Here is a 16,253-nt window from a genome sequence, read left to right as displayed (position 1 = left end):
ATCTCCGTGGAGGCAGCAACCCCCGCAGTATCCCTTCGACCCCGATTCCGACCAATGGAATGGCTGACGGCTCCTGTCACAACAAGGAGTATCAGTACTAGCAGGATTTCCATGGCTACTCCTTGACGTCACAGGGCATGGGACACCCCGCGTTAATCCATTCGATAGATAAATAGTAGCAAAGAAGAACCCCATCGCCGAAGCGACGGGGCCCTTCTTTACGTGACTACCGGCTGGGCCGGAAAGTCAGTGATCTACAAGTAGTGACTACTTGATGATGCTGGTGACACGTCCCGAACCAACGGTGCGGCCGCCTTCGCGGATAGCGAAGCCGAGGCCCTCTTCCATAGCGATCGGCTGGATGAGCGCAACGGTCATCTCAGTGTTGTCGCCGGGCATAACCATTTCCGTGCCTTCCGGCAGGGTGATAACGCCGGTTACGTCCGTGGTACGGAAGTAGAACTGCGGGCGGTAGTTGGAGTAGAACGGGTTGTGACGTCCGCCTTCGTCCTTGGAAAGGATGTAGACGTTAGCCTCGAAGTCGGTGTGCGGGGTGATGGAACCCGGCTTGACGACAACCTGGCCACGCTCGACATCGTCGCGCTTCAGACCGCGGAGCAGGAGGCCACAGTTCTCGCCGGCCCATGCTTCGTCGAGCTGCTTGTGGAACATCTCGATACCGGTAACCGTGGTCTTCTGGATCGGGCGGATGCCAACGATCTCAACCTCGGAGTTGATGGCGAGGGTTCCACGCTCGGCGCGGCCCGTAACAACGGTGCCACGACCGGTGATCGTGAAGACGTCTTCGATCGGCATCAGGAACGGCTTGTCGCGGTCACGTACGGGGTCCGGAACGGACTCGTCGACAGCTGCCATCAGGTCCTGGACGGACTTGACCCAAACCGGGTCGCCTTCCAGAGCCTTGAGGCCGGAAACGCGAACAACCGGAGCCTCATCGCCATCGAAGCCCTGCGAGCTCAGGAGCTCACGAACTTCCATTTCGACGAGGTCGAGGAGTTCTTCGTCATCAACCATGTCGGACTTGTTCAGTGCGACCAGCAGGTAGGGAACACCAACCTGGCGGGCGAGCAGAACGTGCTCACGGGTCTGAGCCATCGGACCATCGGTTGCAGCAACCACGAGGATTGCGCCGTCCATCTGGGCAGCACCGGTGATCATGTTCTTGATGTAGTCAGCGTGACCCGGGGCGTCTACGTGTGCGTAGTGGCGCTTCTCGGTCTGGTACTCCACGTGGGAGATGTTGATGGTAATACCGCGCTGGCGCTCTTCCGGAGCAGAGTCAATCGACGCGAAGTCGCGCTGCTCGTTGAGATCCGGGTACTGGTCGTACAGCACCTTGGAAATGGCGGCAGTCAGCGTCGTCTTACCGTGGTCAACGTGACCAATGGTGCCGATGTTGACGTGCGGCTTAGTCCGCTCGAACTTTGCCTTTGCCACAGGTTCCTCCTAGAACGATTTCAAGTGAAGTGCTCCTCGGCCGCGCTTTTCGCGGCAGAAACTTTAGCAAGTCTACTTGGGGGCTTGGTTTTGGTGAAATTGCAGATTCAGGAACCAATGGTAGTTCCTCGAGCCTGTTTGCGCAGGGGCCGGGCCACGGCTGTCGCCGCAGCCCCGCCTCACACGCTTAGATGCCTTCCCGATACCGGAATTGCATCCGTTACCGGGAGATTACTCGCCGCGGGTTTTCTGGATGATCTCGTCGGCAACTGCCTTCGGGACCTCCGCGTAGCTGTTGAACGTCATGGAGTACACAGCGCGACCCTGGGTCTTGGACCGGAGGTCACCGATGTAGCCGAACATGCCGGACAGCGGAACGTGTGCACGGATAACCTTCACACCTGCTGCGTCTTCCATGGACTGCATCTGGCCACGGCGGGCGTTCAGGTCACCAATAACATCACCCATGTATTCCTCAGGTGTGCGGACCTCAACATCCATCAGCGGTTCAAGCAGAACAGGGTTCGCCTTGCGTGCAGCTTCCTTGAAAGCCATACGGCCGGCGATCTTGAACGCCATTTCCGAGGAGTCAACATCGTGGGACGCGCCGTCAATCAGCGTGGCCTTGATGCCGACTACCGGGTAACCGGCCAGGACGCCGTCGTTCAGTGCATCCTGGATACCAGCGTCAACGGACGGAATGTATTCACGCGGAACGCGGCCACCAGTGACCTTGTTCTCGAATGCGTACAGCTCGCCGGAGGCGGTGTCCATGGGCTCGATCGCGATCTGGATCTTTGCGAACTGACCCGAACCACCGGTCTGCTTCTTGTGCGTGTAGTCATGACGCTCGACTGCGCGCTTGATGGTTTCGCGGTAAGCAACCTGCGGCTTGCCGACGTTTGCCTCGACCTTGAATTCGCGGCGCATGCGGTCCACCAGGATGTCCAGGTGGAGCTCGCCCATGCCGGCGATGATGGTCTGGCCAGTGTCTTCGTTGAGGGAAACCTGGAAGGTCGGGTCCTCAGCGGAGAGCTTCTGGATGGCCGTGGAGAGCTTCTCCTGGTCACCCTTGGTGTTCGGCTCGATGGCAACCGAGATCACGGGCTCCGGGAAGCTCATGGACTCGAGGACGATCTGGTTGTTGGCATCACACAGGGTGTCACCCGTGGTGGTGTCCTTCAGACCGATGGCTGCGTAGATGTGGCCGGCGGTAGCGCCCTCAACGGGCATTTCCTTGTTGGCGTGCATCTGGAACAGCTTGCCGATACGTTCCTTCTTGCCCTTGGTGGAGTTAACCACCTGGGCGCCGGCCTCAACGTGACCGGAGTACACGCGGACGAAGGTCAGCTGACCGAAGAACGGGTGCGCAGCAATCTTGAAGGCGAGGGCCGAGAACGGCTCGTCAGCAGAGGGCTTGCGGGTGAGTTCCTTCTCTTCGTCGCGGGGATCGTGACCGATCATCGGCGGGACGTCGAGCGGGTTCGGCAGGAAGTCAACAACAGCGTCAAGCATCGGCTGGACACCGCGGTTCTTGAAGGCAGAACCACAGAACACCGGGTAGAGCTCGGAGTTGATGGTCATCTTGCGGATGCCGGCCTTCAGTTCCTCAAGGGTGAGTTCTTCACCTTCGAGGTACTTCTCCATGAGTTCTTCGGAAGCCTCGGCCACAGTCTCTACGAGCTGTGCACGGTACTCTTCAGCCTTGGCCTGGAGGTCCGCCGGGATTTCCTGCACTTCGTAGGAAGCGCCCATGGTGACGTCACCCTTTGCGTCGCCAGGCCAAACCAGGGCGCGCATTTCGAGGAGGTCAACAACACCAATGAAGTCGTTCTCAGCGCCGATGGGCAGCTGCATGACCAGCGGCTTGGCACCAAGGCGGGAGATGATGGTGTCTACGGTGAAGTAGAAGTCAGCGCCCAGCTTGTCCATCTTGTTGACGAAGCAGATACGCGGAACGTTGTACTTGTCAGCCTGGCGCCAAACAGTCTCGGACTGCGGCTCCACGCCTTCCTTGCCGTCGAACACTGCGACTGCGCCGTCGAGGACGCGCAAGGAGCGCTCAACCTCAACGGTGAAGTCAACGTGGCCCGGGGTGTCGATGATGTTGATCTGGTTCTTGTCCCAGAAGCAAGTCACGGCGGCAGACGTGATGGTGATGCCGCGTTCCTTTTCCTGTTCCATCCAGTCAGTCGTCGAAGCGCCGTCGTGCGTCTCGCCGATCTTGTGGTTCACACCCGTGTAGAACAGGATGCGCTCGGTAGTGGTGGTCTTGCCGGCATCGATGTGGGCCATGATGCCGATGTTGCGGACCTTATTAAGGTCGGTAAGCACGTCCTGTGCCACGGGGTCTCCCTTTCGGATGGACTACACGTTCGCCGCCGGCTCAGTGAGCCGGCGGCGTCCGGAAAGTTTTTACCAGCGGTAGTGTGCGAAGGCCTTGTTGGACTCGGCCATCTTGTGGGTGTCTTCGCGACGCTTCACAGCGGCACCAAGACCATTGGAGGCATCCAGGATTTCGTTCTGGAGGCGCTCGGTCATGGTCTTCTCGCGGCGGGCCTTGGAGTAGCCCACGAGCCAACGCAGAGCGAGGGCGGTGGAGCGACCCGGCTTGACCTCAACCGGAACCTGGTAGGTGGCGCCACCAACACGGCGTGAACGCACCTCGAGGGAAGGCTTGACGTTGTCCATGGCCTTCTTGAGAGCGGCAACGGGGTCGCCGCCGGACTTGGCACGTGCACCTTCGAGTGCACCGTAAACGATGCGCTCTGCGGTGGACTTCTTGCCGTCAACAAGAACCTTGTTGATCAACTGAGTGACCAACGGGGAGCCGTAAACGGGATCGGAAACTAGCGGCCGCTTCGGGGCCGGACCCTTGCGAGGCATATTACTTCTTCTCCATCTTTGCGCCGTAACGGCTGCGGGCCTGCTTGCGGTTCTTGACACCCTGGGTGTCGAGTGCGCCGCGGACGATCTTGTAGCGGACACCCGGAAGGTCCTTCACGCGACCACCACGGACGAGCACGATGGAGTGCTCCTGGAGGTTGTGGCCAACACCGGGGATGTAGGCGGTAACTTCCACGCCACCGTTGAGGCGCACACGTGCCACCTTACGGAGAGCCGAGTTCGGCTTCTTGGGGGTGGTGGTGTAAACGCGGGTGCAAACACCGCGGCGCATCGGGCTGCCCTTCAGCGCGGGAGCCTTGGTCTTGGAGACCTTCGGCGTGCGGCCCTTACGGACCAGCTGGTTAATCGTAGGCACTTTCGTGTTCTCCGTTGTTTGATCTCTGCCCCCACACACTGGCACCAGCCGGTGTAAACGTGGGAACTTTGGCGTTGCTCGTGCAGCCGGCCGAAACTCCGGTAGGCGTGCAAAAGTGCGGCATTCGTTGCGCATGTTGCCCGCAACCCGGAAACAGGCTCCACCCAGCACCATGAGAACAAAACCAAAATGATGCTGCGGCGGCCTTCATCCACTGCCACACAGAACAATTACCAAAAGTCTAGCACGGCTTGATCTGGCGCCTTAATCGGGTGTATGGAGGCCGACGGCGGCAGCCAGGTGCCGCCGTCGGCCTCCACTCCCCCGGGTCGCCGCGCAAAAGTGCGTTAACGCGGGTCAGGCCCCGCACTCTAGAGTGCGGGGCCTGACCGTCAAAGCGCTGACAACCGTTTTTTAGCGGAAGTCGTTGCCGAGATCGTAGTCATCCAAAGGGATGGCGTGGAACTCGGGAGCGCCGTCGCCACCCAGGGCGTCATAGGAGAAGTCGGTGAAAGCGCTGGGGCCGGTGAACAGGCTTGCCTTTGCTTCCTCCGTCGGCTCCACAGTGACCTCTGTGTAGCGGGGCAGACCCGTACCAGCCGGGATGAGCTTACCGATGATGACATTTTCCTTCAGGCCGAGCAGAGGATCGCTCTTGCCTTCCATGGCCGCCTGCGTCAGGACGCGGGTGGTCTCCTGGAAGGAAGCTGCCGACAGCCAGGACTCGGTAGCCAAGGAAGCCTTGGTGATACCCATGAGTTCCGGACGGCCCGAAGCCGGGGACTTGCCCTCGGATACGACGCGGCGGTTCTCGTCTTCGAAGCGGGCACGCTCTGCAAGCTCACCGGGGAGCAGGTCGGAGTCGCCGGATTCGATGACGGTCACGCGGCGCAGCATCTGGCGGACGATAACCTCGACGTGCTTGTCGTGGATACCAATACCCTGGCTGCGGTAGACGCCCTGAACTTCGTCCACGAGGAACTTCTGTGCAGCACGCGGACCCATGATGCGCAGAACCTGCTTCGGGTCCACGGGACCGTTGATCAGCTTCTGGCCGACGCTGACGTGCTCGCCATCCTCAATGAGGAGACGTGAACGGCGCAGCACCGGGTAGGCAATCTCTTCGGAACCATCGTCCGGAGTGATCACCAGGCGCATCTGGCGCTCGGACTCTTCGATGGTGATACGGCCGGCTGCTTCAGCAATCGGTGCGACACCCTTCGGAGTACGGGCTTCGAAGAGCTCCTGGATACGGGGCAGACCCTGGGTGATGTCGTCGCCACCACCGGCGGATACAGCACCACCGGTGTGGAACGTACGCATGGTCAGCTGGGTACCGGGCTCACCGATGGACTGTGCGGCAATGATGCCCACGGCCTCGCCGATGTCAACGGTCTTGCCAGTGGCCAACGAACGGCCGTAGCACAGTGCACAGGTACCGACCTTGGACTCACAGGTGAGGACCGAGCGGACCTTGACCTCAGTGATGCCTGCAGCCAGCAACTGGTCGATAACGACGTCGCCGCAGTCGGTGCCGCCGGCAGCCAGGACATTGCCCTTGGCGTCAACGACGTCGACAGCCAGCGTACGAGCGTAGGCGCTGTTCTCGACGTTCTCGTCCAGGACGAGCTCACCGTTGGAATCCGGCACGGCGATCGGCGTGAGCAGACCGCGCTCGGTACCACAGTCCTCTTCGCGGACGATGACGTCCTGCGAAACGTCCACCAGACGACGGGTCAGGTAACCCGAGTTGGCGGTACGGAGAGCGGTATCGGCCAGACCCTTACGGGCACCGTGCGTGGCGATGAAGTATTCCAGCACCGACAGGCCCTCGCGGTAGGAGGACTTGATCGGGCGAGGGATAATCTCACCCTTCGGGTTGGCCACAAGACCACGGATACCCGCGATCTGGCGGACCTGCATCCAGTTACCACGTGCACCGGAGGACACCATGCGGTTGATGGTGTTCATCGGAGACAGGCTGTCACGCATCGCCTGGGCGATTTCGTTGGTTGCCTTGTTCCAGATTTCGATCAGTTCCTGGCGACGCTCGTCGTCGTCGATCAGGCCCTTGTCGTACTGGCCCTGGATCTTTGCGGCCATGTTCTCGTAACCGGCCAGGATGGCAGGCTTGGAAGTCGGCACCTCGATGTCGGAGATGGCAACCGTGACACCCGAACGGGTGGCCCAGTAGAAGCCGGCGTCCTTGAGGTTATCCAGCGTTGCCGCCGTAACAACCTTCGGGTAGCGCTCTGCGAGGTCGTTGACGATCCGGGACAGTTCGCCCTTGTCTGCAACAGCCTCAACCCAGGGGTAATCCTCAGGCAGCGTCTGGTTGAAGATGACCTGGCCCAGGGAGGTCTGGACGAGAGCCTGCTGACCGGGCTCCCAACCTTCCGGAGCTTCCCAACCTGCGTAAGGCACGAAGTTGTCCAAACGGATCTTGACCTGAGAGTTCAGGTGCAGATCACGGGCGTCGTAAGCCATGATGGCTTCCGAAACCGAGGAGAAGATGCGGCCTTCGCCGGCAGAACCGACGCGCTTGGTGGTCAGGTGGTACAGGCCGATGATCATATCCTGCGAAGGCAGGGTCACCGGACGGCCATCGGACGGCTTCAGGATGTTGTTCGAGGACAGCATCAGGATGCGTGCTTCGGCCTGGGCTTCCGGGCTCAGCGGCAGGTGGACTGCCATCTGGTCGCCGTCGAAGTCAGCGTTGAAGGCGCCACAAACCAGCGGGTGAAGCTGGATTGCCTTACCTTCCACAAGCTGCGGTTCGAAGGCCTGGATGCCGAGGCGGTGCAGGGTAGGTGCACGGTTGAGCAGCACCGGGTGTTCGGTGATGATCTCTTCCAGCACGTCCCAAACCTGCGGACGGTAACGCTCGACCATGCGCTTTGCCGACTTGATGTTCTGGGCGTGGTTGAGGTCAACCAGGCGCTTCATCACGAACGGCTTGAAGAGCTCCAGGGCCATCTGCTTGGGCAGACCACACTGGTGCAGCTTCAGCTGCGGGCCGACGACGATGACCGAACGGCCGGAGTAGTCAACACGCTTGCCGAGGAGGTTCTGGCGGAAACGACCCTGCTTGCCCTTGAGCATGTCGCTCAGGGACTTCAGCGGACGGTTGCCCGGACCCGTGACCGGACGGCCACGACGACCGTTGTCGAAGAGGCTGTCAACAGCTTCCTGAAGCATGCGCTTCTCGTTGTTGACGATAATCTCCGGAGCACCGAGGTCAAGCAGGCGCTTGAGTCGGTTGTTGCGGTTGATCACACGGCGGTAGAGGTCGTTGAGGTCGGAGGTCGCGAAGCGGCCACCATCCAGCTGGACCATCGGGCGCAGTTCCGGCGGGATCACCGGGACGGCGTCAAGGACCATGCCGAGCGGGCTGTTGTTGGTGGTCAGGAACGCGTTGACAACCTTCAGGCGCTTCAGGGCACGCGTCTTGCGCTGGCCCTTGCCATTCTGGATGGTGTCGCGCAGGGACTCAGCCTCAGCCTGCATGTCGAAGGTCTCAAGACGCTTCTTGATGGCTTCGGCACCCATGGAGCCTTCGAAGTACAGGCCGTAGCGGTCACGCAGTTCGCGGTAAAGGCCCTCGTCGCCTTCAAGGTCGGCGACCTTGAGGTTCTTGAAGCGGTCCCAGACCTGCTCAAGGCGCTCGATGTCGGCGTCGGCGCGCTTGCGGACGTTCGCCATCTGGCGGTCAGCGGAGTCGCGGGCCTTCTTCTTGTCGGCAGCCTTGGCACCCTCGCCTTCAAGACGGGCAAGCTCGTCTTCAAGGTCGCGGGCGATCGTGGCGATGTCGCTGTCGCGGTTGTCCACCATCTGCTTCTTCTCGAGGTCATGCTCAACCTGGAGGTTCGGCAGTTCGGCGTGACGGCTTTCGGTGTCAACGCTGGTGATCATGTAGGCAGCGAAGTAGATGACCTTCTCAAGGTCCTTCGGTGCCAGGTCCAACAGGTAGCCCAAGCGCGAGGGAACGCCCTTGAAGTACCAGATGTGGGTTACAGGCGCAGCCAGTTCGATGTGGCCCATGCGCTCACGGCGCACCTTGGCGCGGGTGACTTCAACGCCACAACGCTCGCAAATGATGCCCTTGAAGCGGACGCGCTTGTACTTGCCGCAGTAGCATTCCCAGTCGCGGGACGGGCCGAAGATCTTCTCGCAGAAGAGGCCGTCCTTCTCGGGCTTGAGCGTGCGGTAGTTGATGGTTTCCGGCTTCTTGACCTCACCGTAAGACCATCCGCGGATGTCTTCCGCGGTGGCGAGGCCGATCTGCATGAGGCCGAAGGAGGATTCGCTGGACATATGGTCCCTGTTCTCTCTTGTTCTCTAAATTCTGAAGTCTTGGTTACGGGAAGAGGGAGTTGTTCCGACGGACAGCTGTTCAGGCGGTCCGTCGGAACAGCTGCTAGACCTCTTCTACGGAACTGGGCTCTGCACGAGACAGATCGATGCCCAGTTCTTCCGCAGCCGTGAAGACTGCGTCATCAGAGTCACGCATTTCGATCGTGGTTCCGTCGGTGGAAAGGACTTCCACGTTCAGGCACAACGACTGCATTTCCTTGATCAAGACCTTGAAGGACTCGGGAACGCCAGGCTCAGGGATGTTCTCGCCCTTGACGATGGCTTCGTAGACCTTCACACGACCATGGATGTCATCCGACTTGATCGTGAGGAGTTCCTGAAGGGTGTAAGCGGCACCGTAAGCTTCGAGCGCCCACACTTCCATTTCACCGAAGCGCTGGCCACCGAACTGAGCCTTACCACCCAGCGGCTGCTGCGTGATCATGGAGTACGGGCCGGTGGAGCGCGCGTGGATCTTGTCGTCCACCAAGTGGTGGAGCTTCAGGATGTACATGTAGCCGACGGAGATCGGGTCCGGGAACGGCTCGCCGGAGCGGCCGTCGAACAGACGGGTCTTGCCGGAGGAATCGATCAGGCGGTCGCCGTCACGGGTCACATTGGTGGAGTCGAGCAGGCCCGTGATTTCCTCTTCGCGGGCGCCATCGAACACCGGGGTGGCAACGGTGGTCTGTCCGGTTTCACGGGGCAGGTTCGGGAGGTTCTTGACCCACTCCGGCTCGCCTTCGATCTTCCAACCGGTCTTGGCAACCCAACCGAGGTGGGTTTCCAGGACCTGGCCAACGTTCATTCGACCCGGAACACCAAGCGGGTTCAGGACGATGTCCACCGGGGTACCGTCTGCAAGGAAGGGCATGTCCTCGATCGGGAGGATCTTGGAGATAACACCCTTGTTGCCGTGACGGCCGGCGAGCTTGTCGCCGTCGGTGATCTTACGCTTGGCTGCTACGTAGACGCGGACCAGCTGGTTCACGCCCGGGGGCAGTTCGTCGTCGTTGTCGCGATCGAAGACGCGCACGCCGATGACCGTACCGGACTCGCCGTGGGGCACCTTCAGGGAGGTGTCGCGGACTTCGCGGGACTTCTCGCCGAAGATAGCGCGGAGAAGGCGCTCTTCCGGGGTCAGTTCGGTTTCACCCTTCGGGGTGACCTTTCCGACCAGGATGTCGCCGGCTTCAACCTCGGCACCAATGTGGATGATGCCGCGCTCGTCCAGGCCTGCAAGGACTTCCTCGGACACGTTGGGGATGTCACGCGTGATTTCCTCGGCACCAAGCTTGGTGTCGCGGGCATCAATTTCGTGCTCCTCGATGTGGATGGAGGAAAGAACATCCTCAGCAACAATGCGCTGCGACAGGATGATGGCGTCCTCGAAGTTGTGGCCTTCCCATGACATGAATGCCACGAGCAGGTTCTTACCGAGGGCGAGCTCACCCTGGTCCGTTGCGGGACCGTCAGCGATGATGCCGCCAACTTCCAGGCGCTGGCCTTCGTTGACCAGGACACGGTGGTTGTAGCAGTTGCCCTGGTTGGAGCGGGCGAACTTGTTGATGCGGTAGTTCGTCTCGGTGCCGTCGTCGTTGATCATGACAACCAGCTCGGCGGAAACCTCGGTGACCACACCTGCCTTCTTCGCGATGACAACGTCACCGGCGTCGACGGCTGCTGCGCGCTCCATGCCGGTGCCCACGAAAGGAGCCTCGGAACGGACCAGCGGCACGGCCTGGCGCTGCATGTTGGCACCCATGAGTGCGCGGTTTGCATCGTCATGCTCAAGGAACGGGATCAGGGCAGTTGCCACGGACACCATCTGGCGCGGGGAAACGTCCATGAACTGGACTTCGCCGGCGGGAACCAGAACGGGCTCGCCTCCACCACCACGGGCACGGACAAGGACGGTCTCTTCGGAGAACTTCTTGTCAGCATCCAGCGGAGCGTTGGCCTGTGCGATCAGGACCTCGGCTTCGTCGTCGGCCGTAAGGTACTGGACCTCGTCGGAAACGACACCTTCGGACACCAGGCGGTACGGCGTCTCGATGAAGCCGAACGGGTTGATGCGGCCGTAGGAAGCCAGCGAACCGATCAGACCAATGTTCGGGCCTTCAGGAGTTTCGATGGGGCACATACGTCCGTAGTGGGACGGGTGAACGTCTCGAACTTCCATGCCTGCACGGTCACGGGACAGACCACCCGGGCCAAGTGCCGACAGGCGGCGCTTGTGGGTCAGACCCGAAAGCGGGTTGTTCTGGTCCATGAACTGCGACAGCTGGGACGTTCCGAAGAACTCCTTGATGGCTGCGACAACGGGACGGATGTTGATCAGCGTCTGCGGCGTGATGGCCTCGACGTCCTGCGTGGTCATGCGTTCGCGGACGACGCGTTCCATGCGGGAAAGACCGGTGCGGACCTGGTTCTCGATCAGTTCGCCCACGGCGCGGATGCGACGGTTGCCGAAGTGGTCGATGTCGTCGACGTCGACGCGAAGTTCGTGGTCTTCGCCGTCGCGCTTGCCCATGAGGGTCTTCTCGCCGGCGTGGAGCGCAACGAGGAACTTGATCATGGCAACGATGTCTTCAACGTGCAGGACCGAAGCTTCCTTGTCGCCAAGGGAGCGGTCGATGCCGAGCTTGCGGTTGATCTTGTAACGGCCAACCTTGGCAAGATCGTAACGCTTGGCGTTGAAGTACAGGTTGTCCAGCAGGGACTGGGCAGCCTCGACTGTGGGCGGCTCGCCCGGACGCAGCTTGCGGTAGATATCCAGAAGCGCGTCTTCGCGGGTCTCGGTGGCGTCCTTCTCCAGCGTCGCACGCATGGAGTCGTACTGGCCGAACTCTTCCAGGATCTGGCCTTCGGTCCAGCCGAGAGCCTTCAGGAGAACCGTTACCGACTGCTTGCGCTTGCGGTCGAGGCGGACGCCGACCTGGTCGCGCTTGTCGATTTCGAGTTCGAACCATGCACCACGGGACGGGATGATCTTCGCAGTGAAGATGTCCTTGTCACTGGTCTTGTCAGCGGTGCGCTCGAAGTAAGCGCCCGGCGAACGGACCAGCTGGGAGACAACGACACGCTCGGTGCCGTTGACGACGAACGTTCCCTTTTCAGTCATGAGGGGGAAGTCGCCCATGAACACGGTCTGCTGCTTGATTTCGCCCGTGTTGTTGTTCATGAACTCGGCCTTGACATACAGCGGTGCCGAGTAAGTGGCGTCACGGTCTTTGCATTCGGCCATGGTGTACTTCGGGTCAGCGAACTCCGGCTCGGAGAAGCTCAGGGACATGGTGCCCTGGAAGTCCTCGATAGGGGAGATCTCTTCGAAGATGTCGGCAAGTCCGGAGGTAGTGGCGACGCTGAGGTCGCCCTCCTCGACAGCCTTCGCTACCCGCGCCTGCCAGCGTTCGTTTCCGACCAGCCAGTCAAAGCTGTCCGTCTGCAGGGCGAGAAGATTCGGAACATCCAAGGGTTCGTGAATCTTTGCGAATGAGAGGCGGCGGGTGGCACCATCGGTGCTTGCCGTGTTAGCGGTTTCGTTATTAGAGGTGCTCGAGGCGACCAAGAGGGATCCTTCCACAGACCTTCAGGCGTTTTCAGATCTCCCCCGTTTGCATCCCGCAGAGTGCTCCGCAGGATACTTATTCCGGTTCCGCTATATGACCCGGACCCAGCTTGCGCATGGTTGTGCACGTTGAGGAACGGCACGTCAATGTCGCAGCTGAGAGGTAAAGCCCACCGCTATATGAAGGCTGAAGGTTAACAGGGAAGACGCAAATATCTACGATACGGCAAAGCAGCCTTCCTGTCTACCCCAGATCGTCCGTGATTGCAAGCACCGTTGCTGCAGGCACCTAAGCGGGTACCCAGGCACGGCTCCGGCGTGGAACCACCCGATGGAATGCGCGGACCGGCACAACCGTTGAATGGGTAGGCTGGCGCATGCCCCGCGATAGCCTTGCAACACCACTCCCGGATCGGAAGAGAGATCATGACCAACTCCGCTGACGACAATGACGTTGTCATCCTTGCCGCTTCCCGTACCCCACAGGGTCGGCTCAACGGTCAATTGGCGGGGTTCACCGCCGTCGACCTCGGCGCGCATGCCATCACCGCAGCCCTGTCAGCCAGCGGCGTCAAAGCAGAACAGGTGGACGCCGTCATCATGGGCCAGGTCCTCCAGGCAGGCGCTGGCCAAAACCCTGCCCGCCAGAGTGCGATTGCAGCGGGCGTTGGCTGGAACATCCCGGCGGTGACCATCAACAAGGTCTGCCTGTCCGGGCTGACGGCCGTCATTGACGCCGCGCGGATGATCCGCAGCGGGGATGCCACCGTGGTTGTTGCCGGCGGCCAGGAATCCATGACCAGGGCTCCCCACATACTGCCGGGCTCCCGTCAGGGTTGGACCTACGGTGCAATCCAGGCCCTGGATGTCGCCGCCCACGACGGCCTCACGGATGCCTTCGATGGACAATCCATGGGCCTGTCCACGGAAACCAAGAACGTCACCCTCGGTATTGACCGCAAGGCCCAGGATGAGGTGGCGGCTGCATCACACCAGCGCGCCGCGGCCGCCATCGCAGACGGAACGTTCGACGTCGAAATCGCTCCGGTGCGCGTCAAACAGCGCAAGGGCGATCCGCTGGTCCTCACCACGGACGAAGGCGTTCGACCCAACACCACAGTGGAAACCCTGGCCCCGCTGAAGGCAGCTTTCGCCACGGACGGCACCATTACCGCCGGAAACTCCTCTCCCCTGTCCGACGGCGCCTCCGCACTGGTGCTGACCAGTCGCCGCTTCGCCAAAGACAATGGGCTGGATTACCTGGCAGTCGTGGGAAAGCCCGGCCAGGTTGCCGGGCCTGATAACTCCCTGCACTCCCAGCCCTCCAACGCGATAGCCCAAGCATTGAAGCGGGCCGGCTGGACCGCAGAGGACTTGGACTTCATCGAGATCAACGAGGCCTTCGGTTCGGTCGCCGTCCAGTCCCTCAAGGACCTGCGCTATCCCTTGGAGAAGTGCAACATCCATGGTGGAGCCATTGCCTTGGGCCACCCCATCGGGGCGTCCGGCGCACGGCTAGCACTGCACGCAGCCCACGAACTCAAGCGCAGGGGAACGGGTAAGGCCGCAGTTTCGCTGTGCGGCGGTGGCGGCCAGGGCGAAGCCCTCCTCCTGTACCGGGACTGACGGGGAACTACCGCGACTGATGGGAAACGACGTGGATGAACCTGTAATGGACGGCGCCGAACGGTTCCTGGCCGACGCCGCCGCCCGCGGACTGGCCGTAGACGTCGTCGAACGTCCTGCAGCCCGCAGCCTGGAAGAGGCTGCGGGCATCCTGGGCATCAGCCCTGCCGACATTGTGAAGTCACTGGTGGTCAAGCACCGCGACGGCAGCTTCCTGTTCGCGCTCATCCCCGGGGACCGCCAGATCTCGTGGCCAAAGCTGCGCGGGTTGGTGGGCGTCAACAAACTCTCGCTCCCCCACGCCGATGTTGCTTTGGCTGCCACCGGCTACGAACGCGGCACCATCACGCCCTTGGGCAGCACCACCCCTTGGCCGGTCTACGCTGACGCCAGCATCACGGGGCGACGCATCTCCATGGGTGCCGGCGCCCACGGCCGCAGTGCCTTCGTGGACGCCGATGCACTCACCGCCGCACTGGGCGCCGTGGTAGCTGACATCAGCGAACCCAACTAAGTAGCGGTTGAGTGCGTAGTGAGCCCTCAAAACGCACTCAACTGCGATCTACTTGGGGGCCGTTAAAGGCAGGAAGCCCCGCCCCGTTCCTTTGCCGGAACGGGGCGGGGCTTCCACAAGCAAGACGAGTTACTTGAGGGTAACCGTTGCGCCAGCTTCTTCAAGCTGAGCCTTTGCCTTCTCTGCGGCTTCCTTGGTGGCGCCTTCGAGAACAGCCTTCGGTGCACCGTCAACCAGGTCCTTGGCTTCCTTGAGGCCGAGGGAGGTGATGGCGCGAACTTCCTTGATCACTGCGATCTTCTTGTCGCCAGCAGCTTCGAGAACGACGTCGAATTCGGTCTTCTCTTCAGCAGCTTCAGCAGCACCGCCGGCAGCGGGGCCAGCAACTGCAACAGCAGCAGCCGTAACTTCGAAGGTCTCTTCGAAGAGCTTGACGAACTCGGAGAGCTCGATGATGGTCAGTTCCTTGAAAGCTTCAATGAGCTCTTCGTTGCTGAGCTTCGCCATGGTGGCGTCCTTCCATTAGTTGGTGCAGATGCGGACCATGCCGCTCCATGCACCAGAGTTTGATTGGGGGGAGAACTTAGTTCTCTTCGGTTGCAGCTTCAGCGGCTTCGGCCGGAGCCGCAACCTCTTCGGCAGCAGCCTCAACAGCAGCTTCTTCGGCCGGAGCTTCTTCAGCGGCCGGTGCAGGTGCGCCGCCCTCTTCTTCAAGCTTGAGGCGCAGAGCGTCGATGATGCGTGCAGCAGCGGATGCGGGAGCCTTGAGGACACCAGCAACACGTGCGAGCTGCAGCTCGCGGGACTCGAGGGCTGCCAGTGCGGCAACTCCTGCTGCGTCCAATGCCTTGCCTTCGAAGACGCCGGTCTTGATAACCAGCTGCTTGTTGGCCTTGGCAAAGTCCGTCAGGCTCTTGGCAGCAGCAACAGCGTCACCCTTGATGAAGGCGATTGCAGTGGGGCCGGCAAGCTGATCGTTGAATGCTTCAACACCAGCTTCCTTGGCTGCAATTGCACTCAGGGTGTTCTTGACGACCGAGAACTTGGTGTCCTGGCCGAGCGCAACACGCAGTTCCTTGAGCTGTGCAACAGTGAGCCCGCGGTATTCGGTCAGGACAGCCGCGTTCGATTCCTTGAAATCGTTGGTGATCTCTGCAACTGCGGAGATCTTGCTAGGCGTTGTCATAACCCTCCTTCCGGGGAATAAAGCCGGTCTTCCGGGTCCCCGCTCACGAGAGCTAAAACTAAAAAACGCCCCGCGCAGATGCACGGGGCTTGGCTCAACACAGTGTGATCCGTGGAGACTTGCTTCGTTCACCTGCGCCGGCCGCCCTACGTTCAGGGTCCTTCGTCAAGGAATTCACTGTGGCCTCAGGGGCGTAGCTGCAGAATTGAGCTGTGCTCGAAAGAGTGGATTCCCATCAACCGACGGTCTTTGGTACTTCAAGGTTACGGGACAGTGTTCCCCA

General features: G+C 61.0%; 10 protein-coding genes. 2 read left to right on the top strand and 8 right to left on the bottom strand.

What is annotated here, in order from left to right:
• Positions 1-267: 267 nt before the first annotated feature.
• The 6 genes from tuf to rpoB all read right to left on the bottom strand — a co-directional run bounded on the left by tuf (position 268) and on the right by rpoB (position 12,644).
• Positions 268-1,458, bottom strand: a complete 1,191-nt coding sequence (gene tuf, locus ACSSVG_RS16780; RefSeq protein WP_011775598.1) for an elongation factor Tu — start codon at positions 1,456-1,458, stop codon at positions 268-270.
• Positions 1,459-1,689: 231 nt separating this feature from the next.
• Entirely contained in the window at positions 1,690-3,804 is a 2,115-nt protein-coding gene (gene fusA / locus ACSSVG_RS16775) for an elongation factor G (RefSeq protein ID WP_026539805.1), read from the bottom strand.
• A 69-nt stretch (positions 3,805-3,873) separates the two neighbouring features.
• Positions 3,874-4,344: a 30S ribosomal protein S7 gene (gene rpsG, locus ACSSVG_RS16770; protein WP_003803829.1), complete on the bottom strand. Its 471-nt coding sequence runs from the start codon at positions 4,342-4,344 to the stop codon at positions 3,874-3,876.
• 1 nt (position 4,345) lies between these two features.
• Positions 4,346-4,720 (bottom strand): 30S ribosomal protein S12, encoded by a 375-nt coding sequence (gene rpsL, locus ACSSVG_RS16765; RefSeq protein ID WP_009358312.1) that lies wholly within the window; start codon positions 4,718-4,720, stop codon positions 4,346-4,348.
• A 414-nt stretch (positions 4,721-5,134) separates the two neighbouring features.
• Positions 5,135-9,034 carry a DNA-directed RNA polymerase subunit beta' gene (locus ACSSVG_RS16760; RefSeq protein ID WP_231339854.1) on the bottom strand — a complete coding sequence of 1,300 codons (3,900 nt, stop codon included), beginning with the start codon at positions 9,032-9,034 and terminating at the stop codon, positions 5,135-5,137.
• A gap of 103 nt (positions 9,035-9,137) precedes the next feature.
• Positions 9,138-12,644 carry a DNA-directed RNA polymerase subunit beta gene (rpoB, locus tag ACSSVG_RS16755; RefSeq protein WP_231339853.1) on the bottom strand — a complete coding sequence of 1,169 codons (3,507 nt, stop codon included), beginning with the start codon at positions 12,642-12,644 and terminating at the stop codon, positions 9,138-9,140.
• Positions 12,645-13,070: 426 nt separating this feature from the next.
• On the opposite strand from rpoB, the gene ACSSVG_RS16750 reads away from it, so the two are divergent.
• Positions 13,071-14,270 (top strand): acetyl-CoA C-acetyltransferase, encoded by a 1,200-nt coding sequence (locus ACSSVG_RS16750; RefSeq protein WP_231339852.1) that lies wholly within the window; start codon positions 13,071-13,073, stop codon positions 14,268-14,270.
• Between the two features lie 19 nt (positions 14,271-14,289).
• Positions 14,290-14,784 carry an aminoacyl-tRNA deacylase gene (locus tag ACSSVG_RS16745; protein ID WP_374110815.1) on the top strand — a complete coding sequence of 165 codons (495 nt, stop codon included), beginning with the start codon at positions 14,290-14,292 and terminating at the stop codon, positions 14,782-14,784.
• A 129-nt stretch (positions 14,785-14,913) separates the two neighbouring features.
• Here ACSSVG_RS16745 and rplL read toward each other — a convergent pair whose 3' ends face one another.
• Together rplL and rplJ are read right to left on the bottom strand one after the other, a co-directional pair.
• Entirely contained in the window at positions 14,914-15,291 is a 378-nt protein-coding gene (gene rplL, locus ACSSVG_RS16740) for a 50S ribosomal protein L7/L12 (protein WP_090817745.1), read from the bottom strand.
• A 76-nt stretch (positions 15,292-15,367) separates the two neighbouring features.
• Complete coding sequence (gene rplJ / locus ACSSVG_RS16735; protein ID WP_253468691.1) at positions 15,368-15,970, bottom strand: 50S ribosomal protein L10; 603 nt, start codon at positions 15,968-15,970, stop codon at positions 15,368-15,370.
• Positions 15,971-16,253 lie beyond the last annotated feature (283 nt).

This window comes from Paenarthrobacter sp. E2MeOHC11, assembly GCF_058744955.1.
The sequence above is the reverse complement of the archived record's forward strand: the minus strand, read 5'-3'. Positions and strand labels throughout refer to the sequence as shown.